General features: G+C 69.4%; 24 protein-coding genes. 17 read left to right on the top strand and 7 right to left on the bottom strand.

Annotated elements, in window-relative coordinates; all coding sequences use genetic code 11:
• Nucleotides 1-7: 7 nt before the first annotated feature.
• The 6 genes from EV648_RS29445 (at nucleotide 8) to EV648_RS29420 (ending at nucleotide 4,894) form a co-directional block, all read left to right on the top strand.
• On the top strand, nucleotides 8-712 hold the full coding sequence (locus tag EV648_RS29445) for a metal-dependent transcriptional regulator (RefSeq protein ID WP_241995698.1): 705 nt from the start codon (nucleotides 8-10) through the stop codon (nucleotides 710-712).
• A gap of 105 nt (nucleotides 713-817) precedes the next feature.
• Entirely contained in the window at nucleotides 818-1,591 is a 774-nt protein-coding gene (locus EV648_RS29440; protein WP_132298383.1) for a class I SAM-dependent methyltransferase, read from the top strand.
• Nucleotides 1,592-1,612: 21 nt separating this feature from the next.
• Nucleotides 1,613-2,983 carry an aminodeoxychorismate synthase component I gene (gene pabB / locus EV648_RS29435; protein ID WP_132298382.1) on the top strand — a complete coding sequence of 457 codons (1,371 nt, stop codon included), beginning with the start codon at nucleotides 1,613-1,615 and terminating at the stop codon, nucleotides 2,981-2,983.
• Nucleotides 2,980-3,675, top strand: a complete 696-nt coding sequence (locus EV648_RS29430; RefSeq protein WP_132298381.1) for an aminotransferase class IV — start codon at nucleotides 2,980-2,982, stop codon at nucleotides 3,673-3,675. The genes pabB and EV648_RS29430 overlap by 4 nt, the downstream gene beginning before the upstream one ends.
• An 82-nt stretch (nucleotides 3,676-3,757) precedes the next feature.
• The gene (locus EV648_RS29425) at nucleotides 3,758-4,672 is read left to right on the top strand and encodes an SPFH domain-containing protein (RefSeq protein WP_132298380.1); all 915 of its coding nucleotides are present in this window, start codon (nucleotides 3,758-3,760) and stop codon (nucleotides 4,670-4,672) included.
• Nucleotides 4,673-4,681: 9 nt separating this feature from the next.
• A complete protein-coding gene (locus tag EV648_RS29420; protein WP_132298379.1) occupies nucleotides 4,682-4,894 on the top strand; it encodes a hypothetical protein in 213 nt (70 codons plus the stop codon).
• A gap of 36 nt (nucleotides 4,895-4,930) precedes the next feature.
• On the opposite strand, the gene EV648_RS29415 is transcribed toward EV648_RS29420, so the two are convergent.
• Entirely contained in the window at nucleotides 4,931-5,329 is a 399-nt protein-coding gene (locus EV648_RS29415; RefSeq protein ID WP_132298378.1) for a VOC family protein, read from the bottom strand.
• Between the two features lie 210 nt (nucleotides 5,330-5,539).
• On the opposite strand from EV648_RS29415, the gene EV648_RS29410 reads away from it, so the two are divergent.
• The 5 genes from EV648_RS29410 (at nucleotide 5,540) to EV648_RS29390 (ending at nucleotide 9,330) form a co-directional block, all read left to right on the top strand.
• Nucleotides 5,540-5,953 carry a GntR family transcriptional regulator gene (locus EV648_RS29410; protein ID WP_132298377.1) on the top strand — a complete coding sequence of 138 codons (414 nt, stop codon included), beginning with the start codon at nucleotides 5,540-5,542 and terminating at the stop codon, nucleotides 5,951-5,953.
• The gene (locus EV648_RS29405) at nucleotides 5,950-6,861 is read left to right on the top strand and encodes an ATP-binding cassette domain-containing protein (RefSeq protein ID WP_132298376.1); all 912 of its coding nucleotides are present in this window, start codon (nucleotides 5,950-5,952) and stop codon (nucleotides 6,859-6,861) included. Before EV648_RS29410 ends, EV648_RS29405 begins: the two co-directional genes overlap by 4 nt.
• Nucleotides 6,858-7,613, top strand: a complete 756-nt coding sequence (locus tag EV648_RS29400; RefSeq protein WP_132298375.1) for a hypothetical protein — start codon at nucleotides 6,858-6,860, stop codon at nucleotides 7,611-7,613. The genes EV648_RS29405 and EV648_RS29400 overlap by 4 nt, the downstream gene beginning before the upstream one ends.
• A 71-nt stretch (nucleotides 7,614-7,684) precedes the next feature.
• Nucleotides 7,685-8,611, top strand: coding sequence for an ABC transporter ATP-binding protein (locus EV648_RS29395; protein WP_132298374.1), 927 nt, complete (start codon nucleotides 7,685-7,687; stop codon nucleotides 8,609-8,611).
• Nucleotides 8,608-9,330 carry an ABC transporter permease gene (locus EV648_RS29390; RefSeq protein ID WP_132298373.1) on the top strand — a complete coding sequence of 241 codons (723 nt, stop codon included), beginning with the start codon at nucleotides 8,608-8,610 and terminating at the stop codon, nucleotides 9,328-9,330. The genes EV648_RS29395 and EV648_RS29390 overlap by 4 nt, the downstream gene beginning before the upstream one ends.
• 499 nt (nucleotides 9,331-9,829) lie before the next feature.
• On the opposite strand, the gene EV648_RS29385 is transcribed toward EV648_RS29390, so the two are convergent.
• From EV648_RS29385 to EV648_RS29370, 4 genes are all read right to left on the bottom strand, one after another.
• Nucleotides 9,830-12,502: a glycogen debranching protein gene (locus tag EV648_RS29385; RefSeq protein WP_241995697.1), complete on the bottom strand. Its 2,673-nt coding sequence runs from the start codon at nucleotides 12,500-12,502 to the stop codon at nucleotides 9,830-9,832.
• Between the two features lie 43 nt (nucleotides 12,503-12,545).
• On the bottom strand, nucleotides 12,546-13,580 hold the full coding sequence (locus EV648_RS29380; protein ID WP_132298372.1) for a LacI family DNA-binding transcriptional regulator: 1,035 nt from the start codon (nucleotides 13,578-13,580) through the stop codon (nucleotides 12,546-12,548).
• A gap of 107 nt (nucleotides 13,581-13,687) precedes the next feature.
• On the bottom strand, nucleotides 13,688-14,470 hold the full coding sequence (locus tag EV648_RS29375) for an LLM class flavin-dependent oxidoreductase (protein WP_241995696.1): 783 nt from the start codon (nucleotides 14,468-14,470) through the stop codon (nucleotides 13,688-13,690).
• A gap of 129 nt (nucleotides 14,471-14,599) precedes the next feature.
• Entirely contained in the window at nucleotides 14,600-15,340 is a 741-nt protein-coding gene (locus tag EV648_RS29370; protein ID WP_132298370.1) for an SDR family oxidoreductase, read from the bottom strand.
• A gap of 173 nt (nucleotides 15,341-15,513) precedes the next feature.
• Here EV648_RS29370 and EV648_RS29365 point away from each other — a divergent pair, with 173 nt between their 5' ends.
• From EV648_RS29365 to EV648_RS29350, 4 genes are read left to right on the top strand one after another with little or no spacing between them, the layout of a single operon-like run.
• Nucleotides 15,514-17,025 carry an AlkA N-terminal domain-containing protein gene (locus tag EV648_RS29365; protein ID WP_370452752.1) on the top strand — a complete coding sequence of 504 codons (1,512 nt, stop codon included), beginning with the start codon at nucleotides 15,514-15,516 and terminating at the stop codon, nucleotides 17,023-17,025.
• A gap of 1 nt (nucleotide 17,026) precedes the next feature.
• On the top strand, nucleotides 17,027-17,578 hold the full coding sequence (locus EV648_RS29360; RefSeq protein WP_132298369.1) for a GNAT family N-acetyltransferase: 552 nt from the start codon (nucleotides 17,027-17,029) through the stop codon (nucleotides 17,576-17,578).
• The gene (locus EV648_RS29355) at nucleotides 17,575-18,060 is read left to right on the top strand and encodes a methylated-DNA--[protein]-cysteine S-methyltransferase (RefSeq protein ID WP_132298368.1); all 486 of its coding nucleotides are present in this window, start codon (nucleotides 17,575-17,577) and stop codon (nucleotides 18,058-18,060) included. The genes EV648_RS29360 and EV648_RS29355 overlap by 4 nt, the downstream gene beginning before the upstream one ends.
• A gap of 25 nt (nucleotides 18,061-18,085) precedes the next feature.
• Nucleotides 18,086-18,751, top strand: a complete 666-nt coding sequence (locus EV648_RS29350) for a YdeI family protein (RefSeq protein ID WP_241995694.1) — start codon at nucleotides 18,086-18,088, stop codon at nucleotides 18,749-18,751.
• On the opposite strand, the gene EV648_RS29345 is transcribed toward EV648_RS29350, so the two are convergent.
• Together EV648_RS29345 and EV648_RS29340 are read right to left on the bottom strand one after the other, a co-directional pair.
• Entirely contained in the window at nucleotides 18,735-19,925 is a 1,191-nt protein-coding gene (locus EV648_RS29345; protein ID WP_132298367.1) for a cation:proton antiporter, read from the bottom strand. The genes EV648_RS29350 and EV648_RS29345 overlap by 17 nt on opposite strands.
• A 1-nt stretch (nucleotide 19,926) precedes the next feature.
• Nucleotides 19,927-20,412 (bottom strand): cation:proton antiporter regulatory subunit, encoded by a 486-nt coding sequence (locus EV648_RS29340; protein ID WP_132298366.1) that lies wholly within the window; start codon nucleotides 20,410-20,412, stop codon nucleotides 19,927-19,929.
• Nucleotides 20,413-20,535: 123 nt separating this feature from the next.
• On the opposite strand from EV648_RS29340, the gene EV648_RS29335 reads away from it, so the two are divergent.
• Together EV648_RS29335 and EV648_RS29330 are read left to right on the top strand one after the other, a co-directional pair.
• Nucleotides 20,536-21,114 (top strand): PadR family transcriptional regulator, encoded by a 579-nt coding sequence (locus EV648_RS29335; RefSeq protein WP_132298365.1) that lies wholly within the window; start codon nucleotides 20,536-20,538, stop codon nucleotides 21,112-21,114.
• Entirely contained in the window at nucleotides 21,111-23,132 is a 2,022-nt protein-coding gene (locus tag EV648_RS29330; RefSeq protein WP_132298364.1) for an NADPH-dependent 2,4-dienoyl-CoA reductase, read from the top strand. Before EV648_RS29335 ends, EV648_RS29330 begins: the two co-directional genes overlap by 4 nt.
• Nucleotides 23,133-23,199 lie beyond the last annotated feature (67 nt).

Here is a 23,199-nt window from a genome sequence, read left to right as displayed (position 1 = left end):
GGTTGTCGTGAGCGAGCTGATCGATACCACCGAGATGTACCTGCGGACCGTCTACGAGCTGGAAGAAGAAGGCATCCTGCCGCTGCGCGCGCGGATCGCCGAACGGCTCCACCAATCCGGCCCGACGGTCAGTCAGACGGTGGCCCGGATGGAGCGCGACGGGCTCGTCACGGTCGAGGGCGACCGGCATCTGGAGCTCACCCAGGTCGGCCGGATGCAGGCGGTCCGGGTGATGCGCAAGCACCGGCTGGCCGAGCGGCTGCTGGTCGACGTGATCGGGCTGGAGTGGGAGGACGTGCACACGGAGGCCTGCCGCTGGGAGCACGTGATGAGCGACGCGGTCGAGCTGCGGCTGCTGAAGATCCTCGACAACCCCACCGAGTCGCCGTACGGCAACCCGATCCCGGGCCTGGAGGAGTTGCAGAAGGATAGCCAGGCGACCGCGATCGGCGAGTTCCGACTGGGCGTCGAGCCGCTCGACAAGGTGCTCGACAGCGCGACCGGGGAGAGTGTCCGGGTGCTGGTCCGGCGGATCGCCGAGCCCGTGCAGACCGACGACGACGCGATGTCCGTACTGCGGCGCGCGGGCGCGCTGCCGGGCCGCGAGGTGGACTCGACGCTGGACGCCGAGGGCGTGCTGATGGGCAGCCGCGAGGCCGGTGGCGTGATCAGCGACGAGACGGCCGGCCACATCTTCGTGAGCCTGGTCTGAGGATCTCGGTCTGAAGCAGGTTCTGGTTGAAGAGTCCATTAAGAACGGCCACCAAGAGCGCTCGATGCGGTACTGACAGTGGTCAGGCAGTAACGTCTGTCCGCGATGCCTGAGAACGAGATCGACTGGCCGGGATATCTGCGGGAGTTCCACTCCGCAGCCCCGGGCAGCACTGAAGCCCTGCTGTCACGAGCTGTGGCCGGGGACCACACGCCCTACCGCTGGCTCGTCCGAGCCGTGTCCGGAGAGGCCCGGCGGGTCCTGGACCTGGCCTGCGGCAACGGGCCGGTGGCCCGCGAGTTGTACGGCCGGTGCGTGGTCGGCGTGGACAACAACGCCGCCCAGCTGGCCGGCGCGCCCGGCCCCAAGGTGCAGGCCGACGCGCTGCACCTGCCGTTCGCGAACGAGGCGTTCGACGTCGTCACCTGCTCGCTGGGGCTGGCGGTGCTGCAGCCGCTGCCCGACATCCTCGCCGAGGCAGCCCGGGTACTGCGCCGCGGCGGTGTGCTGGCGGCCACCGTGCCGGCGGTCCGGCCGTTGCGTCGTGGCGACATCCGCACCCTCACCAGCCTGACCACCCGGCTTCGGTCCACACCCCAGTTCCCGGCGGGTGGCGAGATCAAGGACCTCAAGGTTCAGCTCCGCGCGGCCGGTTTCCACGTGATGGAGAGTCAGCGCGAGCGCTACGCCTACTCGGTGCGCTCGATCGAGGACGCCCGCCGGCTGGTCGGCGCGCTCTACCTCCCCGGCACCTCCGACACTCGCCGTGAGGCCGCGGCCGCCTGGCTGGCCGAACGCGCCGAGGCCCGCGACGGTCTCGACGTGGCCATCCCGATCCGCCGGATCACCGCCATGCGGACCAAGGTCGCGCTCGCCTGATGAGTCTGTACCGTTCGTGCTGTGCCCGCTCTGACCTGGTCCGTCCGTTCGGTCGACCACGCGCTGGACGGCGAGGGGACCTACCGCTTCCTGCTCGCTGACGAGCCCGCTGCGTTCTGGCTGGACGGCAGCCTCACCGACCGTGGTGTCCGCCGCGTCTCCGTCCTCGGTACGACGACCGGCGCCGACGCGGAGGTCGTCGTGCGGGATGTGGCTGACGGTGATGTCTTCGCCGAGCTGCAGGAACTCCTCGGCGCCCGGCGGGACCAGCTGGGCGCAGTACCGGCTGAGCTGCGGGAGGTCTTCAGCGGTGGCTATGTCGGGTATTTCGGGTATGAGCTGAAGGCGTTGACCGGCGGAGCCGCGGCGTACGAGGCGTCGACTCCGGATGCCCTGTGGATCTGGGCGAACCGCTTCGTCGTCATCGATCACGACGAGGACCGATCGCTGCTCGTCGCGATCCACTCGCCGGGTGATGCAGCCGCGGCGCGGTGGCTGGATCAGGCGGAGGCCTCCACCAGCCGCTGGGTGATGAGCGGGCCGGCCGACCCCGAGATCGCGATGCTGGAGCTGGAGCTATATCTCGAGCAGGATCGCGCCACCTACCTGGCCGGGATCGCCGCCTGCATGGCGGCGTTGGAGGCCGGCGAGACGTACGAGGCGTGCCTGACGAATCGGGTCCGGTTGCCCGCCGTCGCCGACCCCTTCGAGTTCTACCTCTGGCAGCGGGCGCACAACCCGGCGCCGTACTCGGCCTTCCTGCGGTACGGCGACCTCGCCGTGGCCAGTTCGTCACCGGAGCGGTTCCTGACGGTGGATGCCGACGGCTGGGCGGAGTGCCGCCCGATCAAGGGGACCGCGCCGCGCTCGGCGGACCCGGCGCAGGACCAACTGGTCGCCAAGGCGCTGGCCGAGGACGAGAAGACGCGCGCCGAGAACCTGATGATCGTGGACCTGATCCGCAACGACCTCGGCCGGGTCAGCGAACCCGGCACGGTCCAGGTGCCGCACCTGATGGCCGTCGAGAGCTACCAGACCATGCACCAGCTGGTCACGACGGTCCGCGGGAAGCTCCGGGCGGAAGCCGACGCGGTGGACGCGGTCCGGGCGTGCTTCCCGCCGGGGTCGATGACAGGGGCACCGAAGATCCGCACGATGGAACTGCTCGACGAGCTCGAGTGGAGCGCCCGCGGCGTCTACTCGGGCGCTCTCGGCTACCTGACCGTGGACGGCCGGGCGGACCTGAGCGTGGTGATCCGGACCGCGGTGATGACCCCGGACGAAACCGTGGTCGGGGCCGGGGGAGCGATCGTGCTCGACTCGGACCCGGCCGCGGAGTACGACGAGATGGTGCTCAAGGCAACGGCTACGATCAAGGGTGGGGCGACGTGAACGCGTTACAGGTGGCGGATTCCTTCCTGATTGCCGACGGCAAGGTTCGGGGGATCGAGCTGCACCGGCAACGCTTCACGGACTCCTGTACCGCGCTCGGCGTCGAGGCGGGCGCGTTCTTCGACGAGCAGGTCCGGCGGTTGCCGGCCTTCGGGCGGTGGTTCCCGCGGTTCGAGCTGAAGGCGACCGGTGAGCTCGCCGTCCAGCTGCGGCCGGCGCCTCCGCAGGGCGATCGCATCCGGGTGTCGGTCCGCCGTGATCCGCGCACCAATCCCCGGGTGAAAGGCCCCGATCTGGAGGTGCTGGCGGAACTCAGGGCGGAGGCGGCCGCGCAGGACCGCGCGGACGAGATCGTCCTGGTCGATCGGGATGGCATCGCCCTGGAAGGTGGCTCCTCGGCCCTGGTCTGGTGGGAGGCCGGCGTCTTCTGCATCCCGCCGTCCACCTTGCCGATCCTCCCGTCCGTCACCGCGCAACTCCTCCGGCGGCTCGCGGTCGACCGCGGTGTCGAGGTCGCCGAGCGCGCCCGCATGGCCGCCGAACTGGCTGATGCCGACGAGGTCTGGTTGGTGAACTCCCTGCACGGCATCCGCCCCGTCCACGCCTGGCACACCGACCCCATCGACCCCCTCCCGCTGTCCGTCGCGCCGGAGTGGCAGCAGTCCCTGATCGCTCTGGCACGCCAGGTCTGAAGGGTCCGGGGCCTGATGGAAAACTGATATCACTATGCTACCTTCGAGATAGACAGTGAGAACCAGTGGAAGAGGGGCTCGGATGAGCACGGATGGTGAAGTGATGGTGGAGATGCCGAAGCCGAAGGTGGTCGAGCGGCCGGCGGGGGAGTTGAACGGCTGGCCGATGGTGGCCCTGTCGTTCGTGCTGGTGGTCGGCGGGATCGCCTTGTTCGTCTGGGGGCTCGACGGTGAGCGGGTGGCGATCATCCTGCTCGGCGTGCTGGCCTTCGGGCTCGGCTCGATCGTGGCCGCGGGACTGACGCCGGTGTCACCCGGGCAGGCGCGGGTGCTGCAGATCCTGGGCCGCTACGCCGGCACGATCCGGACCGACGGACTGCGCTGGGTGAATCCGCTTGCCGCCCGCAGGGAGATCTCCACCCGGATCCGCAACCACGAGACGACGGTTGCCAAGGTCAACGATTCCGACGGCAACCCGATCGAGATCGCCGCGGTGGTGGTCTGGCAGGTCGAGGACACCGCGCAGGCGAGGTTCGAGGTGGACGACTTCGTCGCGTTCGTCGCGATCCAGACCGAGACCGCGGTCCGGCACATCGCGAACAGCTACCCGTACGACGTGCACGACGAGTCGGGTGGGATGTCCTTGCGGGACAGCACGGACGAGATCACCGAGAAGCTGTCGACCGAGATCGGCGCCCGGGTGCAGGCCGCCGGAGTGCGGGTGATCGAGTCGCGCATCACGCACCTGGCCTACGCGCCGGAGATCGCCCAGGCGATGTTGCGCCGGCAGCAGGCGGGTGCGGTCGTCGCGGCCCGGCAGCGGATCGTCGAAGGTGCGGTCGGCATGGTCGAGCTCGCCCTGGCCCGGCTGTCCGAGCGCGACGTGGTGGAACTGGACGAGGAGCGCAAGGCGACCATGGTCAGCAACCTGCTGGTGGTGCTGTGCGGTGACCGCGATGCCCAGCCGGTGGTCAACGCCGGGACGCTCTACCAGTAGGCCGCGGCCGTGGCGACCGAACGCAAGAAGATCCTGCTCCGGCTGGATCCCGTGGTGCACGACGCGCTCGCGCGCTGGGCGAACGACGACCTGCGCAGCACCAACGCCCAGATCGAGTTCCTGCTCCGCCGGGCCCTGGCCGACGCCGGCCGGCTGCCGAGCGAGGTCGGCCGGATGCGCCGCCAGGGCCGCCCGTCCAAAGAGGAATCCACCTCGGACTGATCGGCGCCGGCGGTCGTGATCAGCAGGGCTGAGGCTCTACTCGCCCAGTTCGGTGAAGAGTGTCAACTGGAGGCCCGCGGGGGCCTCCAGTCTGGCGTTGAGGGAGTTCCACGGCGTCACGGTGGGCTCGGCGATCACGGTCGCTCCTGCCGCCGCGAGTCGCGCCGTGGTCGCCGCCGAATCGTCCACCTCGAACGCGACCCGGTACTTGCCGGCCACCCGGCTGCCCACCTCGACCCGGTCGATGAACGCGGCCTGGTTCGGATCGGCGATCTCGAGCGTCGCCCGGCCGGCGTCGAGGATCGTGACCCGGCCGCCCTCGGTCTCGTACGCCTCCCGCTCGTGCAGGCCGAGCACATCGCGATAGAAGGCGACCGCCTCCTCGTAGTCCGGCGCCGTCACCACCAGCCGCAATTCACGCACTGACTCAGCCACGGTCCGCTCCCTTGCTCGGTATGGGGTTGTCACACCCACAGCACGCTAGCGGCCTTGCGGCCGCCGAACGAGGCCGCTGGAAATCGGGCTTGACCGCCGGGGACCTCTGGGTGCTACGGTTCGTTGGTCAAGTAATGAACCTACGAACCAACTAACCTCAGCACGGAACCGCATCACCGCCCAGCAGGAATCGAGCCAGGAGGGACCACGGTGTTCGACGATCGCAGCCCGATCTACCTCCAGATCGCGGAGCAGATCAAGAACGACATCGTCACGGGTGCCCTCGCCGAGGACGAGCAGGTCATGTCGACGAACCAGTACGCGACTTTCTACCGGATCAACCCCGCCACCGCGGCCAAGGGCTTCGCCCAGCTGGTCGACGAGGGCGTGCTCTACAAGAAGCGCGGCATCGGCATGTTCGTCAGCCCGAACGCCCGGGAGCTGCTCCGGACCGGACGGCGCGACTCGTTCTTCGCCGAGGTGGTGGACCCGATGATCCGCGAGGCCCGGGCGATCGGCGTCCCGCTGCGAGAGGTCGTGCACCACATCGAGAAGTCGGCCGCCGAAGAACCGGCCGGAACCAAGGAAGCGATCGCCGGACAGGCAGAGGGAGGTGCGTCATGACCGGGCTGGGAGTGCGAACCGAGAACCTGACGGTCCGGTTCAGCGGCGTACCGGCGCTGGACGGGCTGGACCTACGGCTCGCACCGGACAAGATCCACGGCCTGCTCGGGCGCAACGGCTCCGGCAAGAGCACGTTCGCCGCGACGCTGGCCGGCTTCCGCAAGGCTGACGACGGCCGGGTGCTGCTCGACGGCGGCGACCTGGGTGACGCGAGGGAACCGTACGAGGACGCGATCGTCACGAGCCGGGTCTGCCTGATCCGGGAGTCTGGTGACCTGGTCGGCAGCGCCCAGGTCAAGCAGGTGCTCGGGCTCGCCGCGGCGCTCCGGCCGTACTGGAGCGAGGACCTGGCCGGCGAGCTGCTGGACAAGTTCGAAGTACCGACCGGCAAGCGGGTGCAGAAGCTGTCCCGCGGCAAGAAGTCCGCGCTCGGGGCCGTGGTGGGACTGGCCAGCCGGGCACCGCTGACGATCTTCGACGAGACCTATCTGGGTATGGACGTGCCGACCCGGAACCTCTTCTACGACGCGTTGCTCGCCGACTATGCGGAGGTGCCGCGCACGATCGTGCTCTCCACCCACCTGGTCAGCGAGGTCAGCGCGCTGCTGGAGGAGGTCATCATCCTCGACGAGGGCAGGCTGGTGACCCAGGCGCCGGTCGACTCGTTGCGCGGCCGCGGTGCCTCGATCGCCGGACCCGCCGCGCTGGTGGACGAGCTGACCGCGGACCTCGCCGTACTCGCCGAGCAGCGGCTCGGCGGGACGAAGTCGACCACCGTGCTCGGCGACCTCGACGACACCCTGCTCACCAAGGCCCGTTCGGCCGGCCTCGAGATCGGTCCGGTCGGCCTGCAGGAACTGTTCGTCCATCTGACCGGCTCGAAGTCTGCGAAGGAGAGCAACCGATGAGCGCCGCCGCGACCCTTCCGGGCACCGTGACAGCAGGACTGCGGCTGCGCCGGGTGCTGCAGACCTTCATCGTCGGAGTGCGGCCGATCATCGTCGGCTACTGGCTCGTGATGCTGGCGACGTTCCTGCTCGGCGGCCTGGTGGTGCAGTTCCTCGGCAACGGGATCGACCACAGCATGTGGGACTACGGCACCCAGTCACCGAAGTACTTCTCGGCGGCGATCGGCATCACCGTCACGCCGGCGCTGTTCGCACTGATGGTCTCGCACGGGATCACCCGGCGGATGTTCGCCGTTGCCGCCGGCATCTTCCTGGTCGGCGCGGCGGTCTCCACCGCGCTGATCTGGGTGCTCGCCTACCAGGTGGAGCACGTGATCTACGACTGGGCCGGGCTGACCCAGACGCTCGCCAACCCACATCTGTTCACCAGCACGTCGCAGGTCGGGCTCATCTTCACCGAGTTCTTCCTGCTCGTGCTCGCGCACGAAGCCGCCGGCTGGATGATCGGCATCGGCTTCTACCGGTTCGGTTTCTGGAAGGGTCTCGCGCTGCTGCCGCTCGGCGTGCTGCCGGCTGCCGCCGCGGAGTTCCTGCTCGTCGCCCAGTGGATCGCCGAGGCGCTCCGCAACACCGGCTACCACCGTCCGCCGCTGGCCATCGGGGTCCCGGGAGTGCTCGCGGTGAGCGCCCTCGGCCTCTACTTCGGCTACCTGATGCTCCGTTCGATGGGACTCAAACCCGCCAAGGGCTGAGCCTCCACCTCCAAACCACACCCCGCAGTACCTAGGGAGGCTCTGCCATGCCCGAAAACATGCCCGAAAACATGCCCGAAAACGACCTCGTCGTCGTCACCGACCTGCGCAAGACGTACGGCGCGACCGTCGCCGTCGAGGATGTCTCGCTGACCGTCCACCCGGGCGAGATCTTCGGCATCCTCGGCCCGAACGGCGCCGGCAAGACCACCACCGTCGAGTCGATAGCCGGTCTCCGTACTCCGGACGGCGGCACGGTCCGGGTTGACGGCCTGGACCCGCGCAAGCACCGCACCGAGATCACCTCGCTGATCGGCGTCCAGTTGCAGGCGAGTGAACTGCCGGACCGGCTCAAGGCCTGGGAGGCGCTCGAGCTGTACGCGTCGTTCTACCCGTCACCGGCCGATCCCGCCGACCTGCTCGAGCGGCTCGGACTCACCAAGGTGCGCAACACCGCGTTCGCCAAGCTGTCCGGTGGTCAGAAGCAGCGGCTGTCGATCGCCCTGGCGCTGATCGGCAACCCGAAGATCGCCATCCTCGACGAGCTCACCACCGGGCTCGACCCGCAGGCACGCCGCGACACCTGGGAACTGGTCAAGCAGATCCGGGACTCCGGCGTCACGATCATCCTGGTCACGCACTTCATGGAGGAGGCCGAGTACCTCTGCGACCGGATCGCCATCATCGACGCCGGCCGGGTGGTCGCGCTGGACACTCCGGCCGGCCTGGTCGAGGCGGCGCGGTCGGAGCAGCGGATCACCTTCCGCGTCCCCGGTGAGCTGGACGACGCGATCCTGAAGGCGCTGCCGGCGGTCAACTCCGTCCAGCGTGAGGGCGACCGGATGGTTGTCACCGGCAACGACGACCTACTGGTCGCCGTCGTCACCGAACTGTCCGGCCGCGGTCTCGCGCCGGTCGGCCTGCACACCGAACAGACCACCCTCGACGACGCGTTCCTCGCGTTGGCGGGCCGCAACTTCGAAGGAGCGGAGCGATGAGCCAGACCCTGACCCTGACCCGGATCGAGAGCAAGCTGTTCCTGCGTGAGTGGGCCGGGCTGTTCTTCGTGTTCGTCCTGCCGCTCGGTCTGCTGACGATCTTCTCGCTGCTCGGCAACGACGGGTCCGACGGCGTCCCGGTGAGCTTCCTGCCGACGATGGCGATCGGTATCGGCGTCGGCATCCTCGGGATGGCGACCCTGCCGATGCTGCTCGCGGGCTACCGCGAGAAGGGAGTGCTGCGGCGGATGTCCACCACGCCGGTCCGTCCGGTCAAGCTTTTGATTGCGCAACTGCTGCTCCACCTGGCCGCCGCCGTGGTGGTGATCGCGCTGATCCTGGGCGTCGGCACGCTGGTCTTCGACGCGCACCTGCCGAGCTCGCCGCTGCCGTTCGCCCTCGCGGCCCTGCTCTACTGCGTCGCGCAGTTGTCGATCGGAGTACTGATCGCCGGGCTGGTGTCGACCGCCAAGGGCGCGAGCATCGTCGGCAACATCCTGTTCTTCCCGAGCATGTTCTTCGCCGGCGTCTGGACGCCCGGTGATCTGATGCCCGAGTCGATCCGCTGGCTGCGCGACATCACCCCGATGGGTGCCGGCATGACCAGCATGCAGGACGCGTGGGCGGGTAGCCGGCCAGGTCTCACCCACCTCGTCGCGATGCTCGTCGTGACGGTCGGCTGCATCGGGCTGGCGGCAAGATTCTTCCGCTGGGAGTGAGGCCGAGTAGTGCACATATGAGCGGTGTTATACACAGGGGGTGTGCATAACCTCGGCTCTTTCTGTGGATGGTCGCGCACTCACTGTGGATGACACGCTGAAGCTCGCGAATTGCCGGAACCTGTTGGTGAGAAAGGCTTGTGCGCGCTCGGCAGCAGAGGTAGAAATGTCGACACGCCGCTCTCTCGGGGGCGGCGGGTCGGACGGAAAACCGAGGACCCTAGCGGTGGGGATCCCCACCGAGGTAGACCGGTGACGGGGTCTGCCGGCCCTTCGGATCCGGTTCGGGAAGCTGGAGACGTCACCTTCCTTCAGCTGTGTGGACCCCTCCGACTCATACTCGGAGGGGTCCACGGTGCTTTCCGGATTGCCGGCTTTTCTGATTTTCCAAGGTTTTCCAGGACTTTCCGGCGAAGTCCGCCCAGACGGCAACGACCGGTGCACAGGAGCCCTGTGCACCGGTCGATCGTTTGATCACTGACTCAGCGGGACGACAGCCTCACCGCAGCGTGATCCGCAGCGACGACGTCTTGCCATGCGCCGCCACCTGCACCTCCGTCCCGCGAGCCGTCGTCACCAGCTTGTACTGCGTGGCGCGGCCGTCGAGTGATACCGCGCGGACCTTCGCGCCGGCCGGCAACACGGCGCCGATCGTGACGGTTGCTCCGAGCCCCTTGATCCGCACATCGGTCCGGATCTCCTTGTTTGCAAGGCGTGCGGTGACATCGACCGAGCCGCGACCGAGCCGGATATTGCTGCCGGCCACCTTCTGCTGACCACCCGGGACCTGCGGCACGATCGCCACCCGGCCGTGCCCGAGGTCCGGGCTGACGCCCAGTTGCTGGTGCACGACCGGCCACAGCACGCCGTACGTTCCCCAGGCCTGGAGTGCCATCGAGCGGTCGGTGAACGCCCGGCCGATGTTCGCCGGCGAGTCGGGCGACGGGGCGATCTCCGGCATCGCGCCGGGGGTCTCCCAGACGTCCGGGTCGAGCTGGATCCGGGCGTTGCCGGTGGTGTACACCTGCTGCTGGTTCTCGCCCAGCCGACCGAAGTTGCCCTCAGCAACGGCCATGATCGAGGTGTTCAGCGAGAAGATCGCGCGCTCGCTCTTGACTCCGGAGACGACTGTGTCGCAGGACGCGCCGGGGTTGCCACCCGGGTCGGCGGTCGGGCCGGTGCCGGTATGGAAGAGCCCGAATTCGCCTGTGTAGCAAGGCTTCTCGCGCTGGTCCAGCGCGATCGCCGCGTGCTCCGGCGAGGCCAGCGGAGAGGTCGGCTTGCCGGGTCGCACCAGCTCGGCCTCCATCGGCGTGACGCCGGTCCAGTGCCGCTGGAAGATCGGCGTGTTGTCGTTGGCGGGGTTCGCCGGATCGTCGATCGAGTCGGCGTACCCGAAGGCCTGGTCCATCCACCACTGCGTCTCGAACCGCTTCTCGAGGTCGTCGGCCTTGGTCGTCGCCCACTGCTGGATCGTCTGGTCGTGACGTGACGCGGCCAGGTCGGCCAGGTCCCGCAGACCGCGGGCGAGGTACACGGTGCTGTCGAGCTTCTCGACGCCCATGCCGCTGCGCTCGACGTTCGCGAGTCCCTCGAGCCAGCCGTCGTTGTCCTTGTCGAGCTCGCGGTAGACGTACTGCAGGTTGCGCACGCTGAAGTCGTACAGCTCGTCGCGGAACCGGTTGTCGCCGGTCCACCGCCACAGCAGTGCCACGATGCTCGGGAACTTGACCGTCTCGTCGGTGTTGCCCGCGCTGGTGTTCGACCCGAAGTACACGTCGCCGGTCGGGGTCACCTCGTGGGCCACCTTGCCGCTGCGGTTGTTGAGCAGGTCGCTGACGTCGCGGAGCGCCCGCAGATGCTGCTTCGCTGTGTCGAACTGCCCGGCCGCGACCGCGGCGTACGAGGTGTACTCGCCGTCGGTGGCGAACAGCCACGGGTAGTCCGGGAAGCCGGCGCCGAACCAGCGGGCTACGTCGACCGTGCCGACGGGTGCCGGGTACGACTTGCCCTCGTTGACGTCGCGGATCTGCAGGTTGCGCGCCTCCTGCACGGAGTCCGCGAGGTTCTGCTTGCTCCACTCGACGCTCTGCTGCAGCAGCCGGTCACCAGGCAGGTCCACCGAGGTCATCGCGTCGATCGCCGCCCGGTCGCGGCTCTTTGCCTTCAGCAACTTCTCCGGGTTGCCGATGGCTTTCTTGTACTCGCGCTGCGCCGCCGCCGGGCTGTCGTCCGATCCGGCGACCGCGAACCACACGGTGGTCGGCTTGCCCGGCTTGACGTCGACCGAATAGGTCAGCCGCCCGCCGGTGCCCTTGCCGAAGACGGAGTCGTCGCAGTGCGCGGGCGGAGTACCGTCGGCCGGGCAGACGACCGCCGGGTCCTGCGGGCCGCGGTGGTTGGCGCCGAGCGCGTGACCCGTCGGACGCAGGGACGACCCGACGAGTGCGGTGTAGTCGTGCGGCGCGGCGTTCGTGATCGGCGGCGTGTCCTGCTCACGGAACTGCAGCGTCCCGTCGGCGTACGAGCCGGTGTCGGGCAGGTTCATCTCACCCGCGTTCGGCGCCGTCCAGCCCCACGGGTAGGACGCCATCAGTTCGGAGTGCGCGTCGACGTCGAGCTTGACCGTCTTGGCCGTGCTGGACTTCAGGGTCAAGCCGACGAGGGTGGCCCGGACACCGTCGGGGACGAAGTCCGTGCGAGCGACACTCACGTTGCCGCCGTAGTCGATTCGCTGGTAGCCGTGCCCGCTGGTGTACTTGGCCGCGGCGACGTCCTGGCCGAGCCAGGCGCCGTCCAGGCCGAACCAGATGCCGTCGAGCAGTTTCAGCGGCTGGGTCCAGAACCCACCCATCTCGCCGCGGATGTGCCAGCCGGTGGCGGGGTAGAGACCGGTCTCGTCGCCCATCGCGTAGGCCCGGTCGCCGACCACCAACGACCTGCGATCGGCCAGCCGTGTCGTCTCCGACAACTCACTACCGCCGGACTGCGATCCGGCCTGTACTGCGCTCGCCTGTGCGGCGTCTCTTACTGTGCCTGGTGTTGCGGCGGCAGGTGGACCGGCGGTGGCCGGGAGTCCGGCGCTGGTGAGAGCGAGCACCGTTGCCGCGGCGAGGAGACCGGCGGGTCCGGCGGAGCGCCTGATAGTTCGTCCGACAGGGCGGGGTGTCATGGCGGGATACCTCCTTCTGGCGGTGCGGGGCGCACCACCTGTGTCAGCCTGGGCCTGAGCTGCCCCTGATCAGTAGTTCGGGTTCTAGGAGTCGTTCGGTGGACGGCCGCGCGTCGCCGTTGCCGGTGGCGTCGGTGGCGGGCCCGGTCAGGATGTCGATGAGTTCGGTGGCGATCTGGTCCATCGGCTGGCGGACGCTGGTCAGCGCGGGGGAGACCACCGAGGCCAGCGGGGAGTCGTCGAACCCGGTGATGCCGAGGTCGATGCCGGCTCGCAGGCCGCGTCGGTTCAGCTCACGGAGCGCGCCCAGCGCGAGAATGTCGCTGATGGCAACAATCGCGTCGACCGGCTGGTCCGCGTCGAGCAGTTCGGCGGTCGCCCGCGCGCCGGCGTCGATGGTGTCCTCGGGACAACGCACCGCCAGCTTGGCGTCGTGCGGCAGGCCGAGCTCGCGGCACGCGGTGCGCCAGCCGCTCAGCCGGTCCTCGGCCAGGCCCGAGCTCTTCGGCCAGCTGAGGAATCCGATCCGCCGCCGGCCGGTCTCGTGCAGGTGCCGGACCGCCGCGGCGCAACCGGCCGCGCCGTCCACGTCGACCCACGGACCCGGCTGGGTGCTCTCCTTCCACACCCGCCCGAACGAGACGAACGGGATCTGCTGCTCCTTCAGCCAGCCGTGCCGCGGATCGTGGGTCTCCGTCTGCGAGAGCACGAATCCGTCGACGAGTCGCCGCGCGTGCAGGTCGTCGTACACGGGCATGCCGTCGACGCCGGTGGGGGCGGTGAAGAGGAGGATGTGCCGGCCGCTGGTCTCGGCCGCGGTGCAAAGGGCGTGCAGGAACTGGTCCATCACCAGGTGCGCCTGACCGTCCGGCCAGCTGGGCACGCAGTACCCGATCAGCTCGACCGCGCTGGTCCGCAGGCTCCGGGCGTTACGATTGGGCCGGTAGTTGAGCAGTTCGATCGACCGGGTGACCCGCTGCAGGGTGTCCGGGCGCAGCCGGTGCGGGGCGTTCAGGGCGTTCGAGACAGTCTGGACGGAGACCTCTGCATGCGCGGCGACCTGCTTCAGCGTTGCCATACCGACCTCCTCAACCCGGGTCACCCCAGCCGGTTTGAACGTTAAAACGCTCTCGCAGTCTCACCTCACCACCCCGTCCGTGTCAACGGTCTGGGTGGCTTGGAAAGTCAGGGCAGGCGAGGTGGTCCGGCCCGGAGGATCGCCTCGGCGTCGGCGACCGGACCGGGCGGGATCCAGCGGCCCCACCACGTCGCGCCGGCTTCGGCGAAGGCGATCGGATCGCCTCCGCTGACCTTGACGTCGAAGTGCGTCCGGTCGTTGGTCCAGTGTTCGGCCAGCAGGTCGTGGACATCCTGGGGCGTTGTCTGCTGTGGTGCATCGGTGCTGCCCTTGTAGGCGCAGGACCCGTCCCAGCGCAGGATCCGGCGACGCACCGCGGGCACCAGGAAGTTGCCGCCGACCCAGATCGGGATCCGCGGCTGCTGCACCGGCCGGGCCGTCAACTGCACCCCGTCGAGGGCGTAGTGCTTGCCGTTGAAGGTGACGGGGGCACCCGTCCACAGGGAGGTGATGATCTCCAGCGACTCGTCCAGCATCTCGGCGAGCACGCGGGGCTGCGTCGGCCCGCCGACGCCGGCCAGGAAGGGATCACCCGGGTCGCCGATCCCGACGCCGAGGATGAAGCGACCACCCGACAGGTGATCCAGCGCGACCGCCTCGGCCGCCAGCTTCCAGGGTCTCCGCCTCGGCACCGGCGTCACCGTCGTACCGAGTCTGATCCTGGTCGTCGCGCAGGCCATCGCGGCGAGGCAGATCCAGGGGTCGTAGGTGGGCAACGCGGTCTCGCCCTGGTAGACGAGATAGTCCTCCAGGAAGACGGCGTCCCAACCGGAGTCCTCGGCCAGCCGGGCGAGCTGGGCCAGACCGCGTGGATCGCGGCCTGGCCCCACTGCTCCGAATGTGACCGAGTAACGCACAACCCCAAGCTACTCAGCCGCGCCGACAAATTCCTCCGCAATCGTCAGCTTGCTCAGCAGCCGGCAGATTGCTCGGCGGCCGTCAGACTTCTCGAGCTGCCGTCACGCCGCATGGCCGCCGTCGACCGTGAGTTCGGTGCCGGTGACGTAACCGCCGCCCGGACCGGCCAGGTAGACGACCGCCGCGGCCACGTCGTCGACGGTGCCGAAGCGGTCGAGTGCGAGGAAGGCCCGCTGCGCGGCCGCCATCGGACCGTCGGCCGGATTCATGGACGTGTCCGTCGGACCCGGCTGGACGACGTTCGAGGTGATCCGGCGGCTGCCCAGGTCGCGGGCGAGGCCCTTGTTCAGGCCGACCAGGGCGGACTTGCTCATCGCGTACAGCGTCATGCCCGGGCCGGCGTTGCGCTCCGCGATGCAACTGCCGAGGTGGATCATCCGGCCACCGTCGGACAACCGCGCCGCGGCGGCCTGCGCGGCGACGTACACGCCGCGGACGTTGACCGCGAGCACGCGGTCCAGATCCTCGAGGGCGACGTCGGTGATCAGCCCCATCGCCCCGACGCCCGCGTTGTTGACGAAGATGTCGAGCCCACCGAGTACGTCGACCGCGCGGGTGACCGTGGCGGTCACGGCGGCGGCGTCGGCGGCATCTGCCTCGAGCGCGAACCCGCGGCGTCCGAGCGCCTCGATCTGCTTGACCACGGCCGCTGCTTCGTCCGGGGAACTGTTGTAGGTGAGGGCCACGTCGGCGCCACGGTCGGCGAGGGCGATCGCGGTCGCGGCGCCGATCCCGCGGCTCCCGCCGGTGACGAGGGCCAGCTTGCCGGTGAGTTCAGTCATCGTCTTGAGTGTCACTTTCTCGTTGTGTCGCAGTCTTGTTGTGCTGCAGGGATTCGGGTTCCTCCAGTCCAGCGGCCGGGCGGACCGGAAGCTGGCGGAAATGCGACCCCGGATCCTCCCGTCGCATTTCCGCTGCCGGGTCGCCCACCTCGATGGCGTAAAACCGCTAGAAAGTGTCGGCGCGGCCGGGGATGCTGGGCGACGTGTATGAATGCGTCGAGCGTTGCGTCCGTGCGGTCCAGTCGAAGGACGCCCGGTTCGACGGCTGGTTCTTCACCGCGGTCCTGACCACCCGGATCTACTGCCGGCCGAGCTGCCCGGTGGTGCCGCCCAAGGTCGAGAACATGCGCTTCTACCCGAGCGCGGCCGCCGCTCAGCAGGCCGGGTTCCGAGCCTGCAAGCGCTGCCGGCCGGACGCGAGCCCCGGATCACCGGAGTGGAACGACCGCGCCGACCTGGTCGCCCGCGCGATGCGGTTGATCGGCGACGGCGTGGTCGACCGCGACGGCGTACCGGGGCTGGCGACCCAGCTGGGGTACAGCGTTCGCCAGGTGCAGCGGCAGCTCCAGGCGGAGTTGGGCGCGGGTCCGCTCGCCCTGGCGCGGGCTCAGCGGGCCCAGACGGCTCGGCTGCTGATCGAGACGAGTTCGCTGCAGATGGCCGACGTCGCCTTCGCAGCCGGGTTCTCGAGCGTGCGGACCTTCAACGAGACCGTGCAGGAGGTGTTCGCACTGTCGCCGACCGAGCTGCGCAGCCGGGTCAAGCGCGGCACCCGGTCGACCGCTGCCGGCACGATCTCCCTGCGGTTGCCGTTCCGTGCGCCGCTGACTCCGGACAACCTGTTCGGCCACCTCATCGCGACCGGTGTGCCCGGGGTCGAGGAGTGGCGCGGCGGGGCGTATCGCCGCACCCTGCGACTGCCGCACGGGCACGGCGTGGTCGCGCTCAGCCCGATGCCCGACCACATCGCCTGTCAGTTGTCGTTGACGGACCAGCGCGACCTCTCGATCGCGATCAGCCGGTGCCGCCGGATGCTCGACCTCGACGCGGACCCGATCGCCGTCGACGACCTGCTCCGGACCGATCCGGTGCTCGCACCGCTGGTCCAGAAGGCGCCGGGCCGCCGGGTTCCGAGGACCGTGGACGGCGCCGAGTTCGCAGTACGGGCTGTGCTCGGGCAGCAGGTGTCGACGGCTGCGGCGCGGACGCACGCGAGCCGGTTGGTGCAGGCGTACGGCGATCCGATCGAGGACGCGGGTGGCGGGTTGACCCATCTGTTCCCGCGGATGGATGCCCTCGCCGCGCTCGACCCGGAGACGCTCGCGTTTCCGAAGTCCCGGCGGACGACGCTGACCACGTTGATCGCGACGCTCGCGGCGGGCGAGATCGACCTCGGCGCGGGCAGCGACTGGGACAAGGCGCGCGAGCAGCTCGCGGCCCTGCCCGGGATCGGTCCCTGGACCGTCGAGTCGATCGCGATGCGGGCGCTCGGTGACCCGGACGCCTTCGTGGCCAGCGATCTGGGCGTCCGGTACGCGGCCCGCGATCTCGGGTTGCCCGAGGCACCGAAAGCGCTGATCGCGCATGCCCGGGCCTGGCGTCCCTGGCGTGCTTATGCGGTGCAGTATCTCTGGGCGACCGGAGACCACGCCATCAACAAGATCCCCGAGACCTCCGCGGAGTGAGATGACCGAGCTGAAGACCGACCGCCTGCTGCTGCGTCAGTGGCAGGACAGCGACTACGAGCCGTTCGCGGCGATGAACGCGGACCCGGCCGTGATGGAACACTTCCCGGCGCCGATGACCCGGGAGGCCAGCGACGGGCTGATCGACCGGATCAAGCTGTCCATCGAAGAGCGTGGGTTCGGGCTGTGGGCGCTGGAGGTGCTCGACACCGGCCGGTTCATCGGCTTCACCGGGCTGTCGGTGCCGAGCTTCGAGGCGCACTTCATGCCGGCGGTCGAGATCGGCTGGCGTCTGTCGAAGGATGCCTGGGGCAACGGATATGCGAGCGAGGCGGCCCGCGCGTCACTGTCCTACGGCTTCGGTCCGGCCGGGCTGGAGGAGATCGTCTCCTTCACGGCGACCACCAACAAGCCGTCCCAGCGGGTGATGGAGCGCATCGGCATGACGCACGACGAGGTGGGCGAATTCGACCACCCGAAGCTGGAGCCCGGCCACCGGCTGGAGCGGCATGTGCTCTACCGCATCACCCGGGCGCAGTGGGAACGACGATGACATACGCCGTGATCGACAGCCCGCTCGGCAAACTCACTCTGGTCGCGACGGACCAGGGCGAGCTCGCCGGGCTCTACATGGAGGAGCACCGCCACCGCCCGCCGCTCGAGACGTTCGGCGTGCGAGACGACTCGGTGCTGCCCGAGGTCGTGCAGCAGTTGAAGGAGTACTTCGCCGGCGAGCGCACCACCTTCGACGTCCCACTCGCCCTGACCGGTACGCCGTTCCAGCAGGGGGTGTGGACCGCCCTGCAGGACATCCCGTACGGCGACACCACGACGTACGGGGAGTTCGCGGCCTCCCTCGGTCTGGTGCCAGGGGCCTCCCGGGCGGTGGGGCTCGCGAACGGCAAGAACCCGGTCAGCATCATCGTCCCGTGCCACCGGGTGGTCGGCTCGACCGGCAGCCTCACGGGGTACGGCGGCGGCCTCGACCGCAAGCAGCGGCTGCTCGACCACGAGCGCGCCGACGTGCTCTTCTGAAGTTCCTGATGAAAGTGCTCAATCGGTGAGCACTTATCGGGCGCATGCTGTCTTTCAGAACGAGCGGATCGACGGAAGGCAGCGCGAGATGAGCACCCTGGTCAAGACCCCGCAGGTCGTCACCGACGCCGAGGCGTTCCACCCGGCGAGCGTCGAGGAGTGGCGCGAGTGGCTGGCGGTGAACGGGCGGACCCAGCGGTCGGTCTGGCTGGTCGTCCACCGCAAGGGCAGCGCCGAGGGCATCGATCTCGCCGAGGCGGTCGAGCACGCGCTGTGCTTCGGGTGGATCGACAGCAAGACGGTCCGGCGCGACGGGCAGAGCACGTACCAGACCTTCACCCCGCGCAACCCGCGCAGCACCTGGAGCCAGGTCAACCGGGACCGGGTCGAGCGGCTGCTCGCCGAGGGCCTGATGGCGGAGCCGGGTCAGGAACTGATCGACCTGGCACGGCGGACCGGCACCTGGGACTGCCTCGCCGAGGCGCAGAACGGCGTGATCCCCGCCGATCTGCAGGCCGAGTTCGACCGGTGCGAGGCGGCGGCCAAGCACTTCCAGGCGTTCCCGCCCTCGTCGAAGCGGCTCATCCTCGAGTGGATCGCGCTCGCGAAGCGCCCCGAGACCCGGCAGCGCCGGATCGACCAGACCGTGACCCTTGCCGCCTTGAACCGGCGCGCTAACCACCCACGCTGATCGACGCGGAGGTTGACTTGCTGCGCAGACCGGTGAGCTTCTTGGCGATCGGTTCGGTGAAGCGGGCGGCGAGCGGGCCGAGGATGACCAGGATCAGCACGTACGCCGTCGCCAGGGGGCCGAGGCGTGGTTCCACCCCGACCGCGAGGCCGGCGATCACGATCGAGAACTCGCCGCGCGCCACCAGCGTTCCACCCGCGCGCCAACGGCCCGCCTTACCCACGCCGGCGCGGCGGGCGGCGTACCAGCCGGTGCCGACCTTGGTCAGGGCGGTCAGGACGGCGAGGGCGAGCGCGATGCCGAGCACGGGCGGGATCTGCGCGGGATCGGTGCTGAGCCCGAAGAACACGAAGAACACCGCGGCGAACAGGTCACGCAGCGGGCTGAGCAGGTTCCGGGCGCCGTGCGCGACCTCACCGGACAGGGCGATGCCGACCAGGAACGCGCCGACCGCGGCGGAGACCTGCAGTTCCTGCGCGATGCCAGCGACCAGCAGCGTCATGCCCAGTACGACAAGCAGCAACATCTCCGGGCTGTCCGAGGAGACGGCGCGGCTGATCAACCGCCCGTAGCGCAGGGCGACGAACAGCACGATGCTCACGGTGCCCAGTGCGACCAGCACGGTGATGCTGCCGCCGGCCAGTCCGGCACCCGCCAGCAACGTGGTCAGGATCGGCAGGTAGATCGCCATCGACAGGTCCTCGAGCACCAGGATGCCGAGGATCACCGGCGTCTCCCGGTTACCCAGCCGGCCGAGGTCGCCGAGCACCTTCGCGATCACGCCGGACGACGAGATCCAGGTGACGCCGGCCAGCGCCACGGCCGCGACCGGTCCCCAGCCGAGCAGCAGCGCGGCGATCGCGCCGGGCAACGCGTTCAGCAGGAAGTCGACCACCCCGGACACGTACTGCGTCTTCAGCGTGCCGACCAGATCGGCGGCGGTGTACTCCAGTCCCAGCAGCAAGAGCAGCAGGATGACGCCGATCTCGGCGCCGGTGGCAACGAACTCCTCCGAGGCGGCCAACGGCAGCAGGCCGCCGTGCCCGAAGGCCAGGCCGGCCAGCAGGTAGAGCGGGATCGGGGAGAAGCCGAACCGCCAGGCGATCCGGCCGAGGATGCCGAGGGCAAGCAGAACCGCGCCGAGCTCGACGAGCAGGGCCGTGGTGTCGTGCATCTCAGCCTCCCGTGATGAGATCTGCCGCGGCGTCCACGCCCTCGCGCGTGCCGACCACCACGAGGGTGTCGCCGATCGCGAACCGGAAGTCCGGCGCCGGCGACGGCACCGCGCCGGAGCGGCGCAATACCGCGACGATCGACGCGCCGGTCCGGCTGCGGACCTGGGTGTCGCCGAGCGTGCGGCCGGAGTACGGCGATCTGCCGGTGACCGGGATCTGCTCGGTGACCAGGTCGATCTCGATGTCGCTGTGCACCGGGTCGATCGGTGCCGGGGTCAGCAGTTGCCCCAGGGCGGACGCCTCCGCCGGGGTCAGCGGGACCGAGGCGCGGCAGTTGTCGTCGTCATCGGGGTCGTGGAAACCGAGGAACCGCCGCCCGTCGGTGTGCGCCACCACCGAGACGTGCTTGCCGCCGTCGGTGGTCAGGTCGTACCGGACGCCGATGCCCGGCAGCGTGGTCCTGGTCGGGTGAGCCTGCTGGTCCATGGTTCGTCCGTTCCCGCGATAGATGGCGTCTGCAACATTCTTCCCTACCTCGCAAACGTCTTCAGTGTGACGCTGCTTGCAATCAGGTGCAGTGCAACTCGTTGCATAGGTAGCCTCGGCGTCATGGCCCTCGAGCACGCGATCCTCGTCTCGCTCACCGAACGGACCGGCTCCGGTTACGAGCTTGCCCGGCGGTTCGACCGGTCGATCGGGTACTTCTGGCCTGCGACCCACCAGCAGATCTACCGGGTACTGCGCCGGATGGACGACGCCGGCTGGGTCACCCACACCGAGGTGGCGCAGGACGGCAGGCCGGACAAGAAGGTCTACGAGGTCTCCGACGCCGGCCGCGACGAGTTGGTCCGCTGGCTCGCCGAGCCGGTCGAGCCCGCCGTGCTCCGCGACGGCCTGGGCGTGAAGCTCCGCGGCGCCTCCCTCGGCGACACCGACGCCGTACTCCGTGAGGTGGAGCGGCACCGCGGCGAGCACTCGGTCCGGCTCGAGGTCTACCGCGGCATAGAGCGCCGCGACTTCGCCAAGCCGAGCAAGCTCGCCGGCCGGGAACTCCACCAGTACCTCGTCCTGCGCGGCGGTATCCGCGCGGAGGAGTCCTTCGTGGCCTGGTGCGACGAGGTCCTCCAAGCTCTGTCCCCATCGACCAAGCCCTCCTCGAAGGCATCGCGATCGGAGCGCACCCGATGACGGGGTACCCGCACCTGCTGGCACCGCTGGACCTCGGCCACGTCACCCTCCGGAACCGGGTGATCATGGGCTCGATGCACACCGGGCTCGAGGACCGGGCGAAGGACCTGCCGAAGCTCGCCGCGTACTTCGCCGAGCGGGCCCGCGGTGGGGTCGGCCTGATCGTCACCGGCGGCTACGCCCCGAACCGGACCGGCTGGCTGACGCCCTTCGGCTCCCGGCTGACCAGCCGCCGGCAGGCGCGCAAGCACCGGGTCGTCACCGACGCCGTGCACGCGGAAGGCGGTTTGATCGCGCTGCAGATCCTGCACGCCGGGCGGTACGCGTACCACCCGTTCAGCGTCTCGGCGTCCGCACTGAAGGCGCCGATCAACCCGTTCAAGCCACGCGCGCTGTCAGACCGTGGCGTCCGCCGCCAGATCGACGCGTACGTCGAGTGCGCCGCGCTGGCTCGCGAGGGCGGCTACGACGGCGTCGAGGTGATGGGGTCCGAGGGGTACTTCATCAACCAGTTCCTGGCCGAGCGGACGAACAAGCGCAAGGATCGCTGGGGTGGCAGCGCGGAGAACCGGCGCCGCCTCGCGGTCGAGATCGTCCGGGGCATCCGGCAACGCGTCGGCCCGGACTTCCTGATCATCTACCGGCTCTCGATGGCGGACCTGGTCGAAGGCGGCCAGGACTGGGCCGAGGTCGTTGCGCTGGGCAAGGAGATCGAGCAGGCCGGCGCGTCGATCATCAACACCGGGATCGGCTGGCACGAGGCCCGGGTGCCGACCATCGTCACGTCGGTGCCGCGGGCGGCGTTCACCTCGATCACGGCCGCGTTCCGTCCGCAGGTGCGGATCCCGGTGGTCACCTCGAACCGGATCAACCTGCCGCAGGTCGGCGAGGAGGTGCTGGCCCGGGGTGATGCGGACCTGATCAGCATGGCCCGGCCGTTCCTGGCGGATCCCGACTGGGTGCTCAAGGCAACCACCGACCGGGCCGACGAGATCAACGTCTGCATCGCCTGCAACCAGGCGTGCCTGGATCACGTGTTTGCCAAGCGCAAGGCCAGCTGCATGGTGAATCCCCGGGCCGCCCGGGAGACGGAGCTCGTGCTGCTGCCGACCCGTCGTACGCGCAGGATCGCGGTTGTGGGCGCCGGGCCGACCGGACTCTCGGCGGCGGTCACCGCGGCCGAGCGGGGGCACCAGGTCGAGCTGTTCGAGGCGGACGACGAGATCGGCGGGCAGTTCGGCATCGCCCGGCGGATCCCCGGCAAGGAGGAGTTCGCCGAGACCATCCGGTACTACGGTCGCCGGCTCGAGCTCACCGGCGTCAAGGTGCACCTCGGCCGCCGCGCGAGCGTCGACGACTTGCGCGGTTTCGACGAGGTCGTGCTCGCCACCGGGGTGGTCCCGCGGATCCCGGCCATCCCCGGCATCGACCATGAGAAGGTCCTCTCGTACGTCGATGTCGTGCGCTTCGGGCGGCCCGTCGGGGCCCGGGTGGCGGTGGTCGGCGCCGGCGGGATCGGGGTCGACGTCAGCGAGTTCCTGACCACGGTTGACTCGCCGACCCTCGACCTGGCGGCCTGGAAGGCGGAGTGGGGTGTCACGGATCCGCGGCAAGCGGCGGGTGCGCTCACGAAACCGCGGCCCGAGCCGTCGCCACGTCAGGTCTTCCTGCTGCAGCGCAAGCCCGGCAAGATCGGCGCTGGTCTCGGCAAGACCACCGGCTGGGTGCATCGCGCGGCCCTGAAGAACAAGCAGGTCGAGCAGTTGCGCGGGGTGAACTACGAGCGCATCGACGACGAGGGCCTGCACCTCACCTTCGGTCCGAAGCGCGAGAAGCCCCGCACCCTCGCTGTCGACACCGTCGTCATCTGCGCCGGCCAAGAACCCGTCCGCGACCTCGTCGACGACCTCCGCGCCGCAGGCGTCTCCGTCCACCTGATCGGCGGCGCCGACCGAGCCGCCGAACTAGACGCCAAACGCGCTATCGACCAGGGCACCCGCCTCGCCGCAACGCTCTGAACCTGTCACCGTCCAGGTACTGATCGTGAAGCTGACAAGTTTGGTTAGGTGAGGCTAACCTTCAGCC

This window comes from Kribbella sp. VKM Ac-2568 (genome assembly GCF_004345365.1).
Lineage (GTDB): Bacteria > Actinomycetota > Actinomycetes > Propionibacteriales > Kribbellaceae > Kribbella > Kribbella orskensis.
This window is presented reverse-complemented; position numbering and strand designations above follow the sequence as displayed.